This window comes from Aeromonas sp. HMWF014 (assembly GCF_963878295.1).
GTDB classification, from domain to species: Bacteria; Pseudomonadota; Gammaproteobacteria; order Enterobacterales; family Aeromonadaceae; genus Aeromonas; species Aeromonas popoffii.
Genome location: NZ_CAWNYS010000043.1, coordinates 1 through 1,148 on the forward strand (window position 1 = coordinate 1; position 1,148 = coordinate 1,148).

The following is a 1,148-nucleotide window of genomic DNA, read 5'->3' on the forward strand; positions in this document are numbered from 1 at the left end:
ATTGCCGCTGGTGCTGGTGGAGGGGCAGGTGGTGTTGACCGGCCGCTACCCGAGCCGCAGCGAGCTGGCCCGCTATGGGGGTCTGCCCGTGCCGCAGGCGGCGATCAAGGGGATCGTCAAGGGTGATTGCTGCTCCGGCAGCGGTTGCTGCTGATCCCCTGAGTCAACCCAGATCGCCCAGCCGGGCTAGCCACTCTGTCGACAGGAGTTCGTCATGTTTCAGTTTCTGACCGATCCGCCCCCCTTTCTCTTTTTCACCGGCAAGGGCGGGGTGGGCAAGACCTCGCTGGCCTGCGCCAGTGCGGTGGCCCTCTGTGATGTCGGCAAGCGGGTGCTGCTGGTGAGTACCGATCCCGCCTCCAACGTGGGGCAGGTGTTTGCCACCGAGATTGGCAATCGCGTCACCGCCATCGCCGCTGTGCCCGGCTTGTCGGCGCTGGAGATAGATCCCCCTGCGGCGGCCAAGGCTTATCGGGAGCGGATCGTCGGGCCGGTGCGGGGCAAGTTGCCTGAGAGCGTGGTGCGCAGCATAGAAGAGCAGCTCTCCGGCGCTTGCACCACTGAAATTGCCGCCTTTGACGAGTTCACCGCCCTGCTCACTGACCAGGGGCTGCGCTCGGAATATGATCATATCGTGTTCGATACCGCCCCCACCGGCCACACCATCCGGTTGCTGCAACTGCCGGGGGCCTGGAGCGAATTTCTCGAGCAGGGCAAGGGGGATGCCTCCTGCCTTGGTCCGCTGGCGGGGCTGGCTAAGCAGCGCAGCCAGTATGCCGAGGCGGTTGCCGCATTGGCAGACGGGAAACAGACCCGACTGGTCTTGGTGGCCCGCGCCCAACACTCAACCCTGCGCGAAGTGGCCCGCACTCACGAGGAGCTGGCCGCCATCGGTTTGTTAAACCAGCAGTTGGTGATCAATGGCCTCTTTCCCGAGGACGCCATTGCCGGTGACTCGCTCGCCTTGGCCCTCTGGCAGCGTGAGCAACAGGCCCTTGCCCAGATGCCGCAGGGGATCAAGGGGCTGGCGCAGGATCATATCCCGTTGCTGGCTACCAATCTGGTGGGGGTCGAGAGCCTGCGCCAACTGCTGCAACAAGCGGCGATGGCCGAGCTATCCCCTGTTGCACCATCCTGTATCCAGCCTG

At 64.6% G+C, this 1,148-nt stretch carries 2 protein-coding genes; both read left to right on the forward strand.

Annotated features, from left to right (window positions below):
• Window positions 1–154 (forward strand): arsenic metallochaperone ArsD family protein (locus tag AAC083_RS01465; RefSeq protein ID WP_146181777.1); only part of this gene is annotated, 154 nt, incomplete at its 5' end.
• Between the two features lie 60 nt (window positions 155–214).
• The coding region (locus AAC083_RS01470) for a TRC40/GET3/ArsA family transport-energizing ATPase (RefSeq protein WP_146181778.1) at window positions 215–1,148 on the forward strand (934 nt) is incomplete at its 3' end.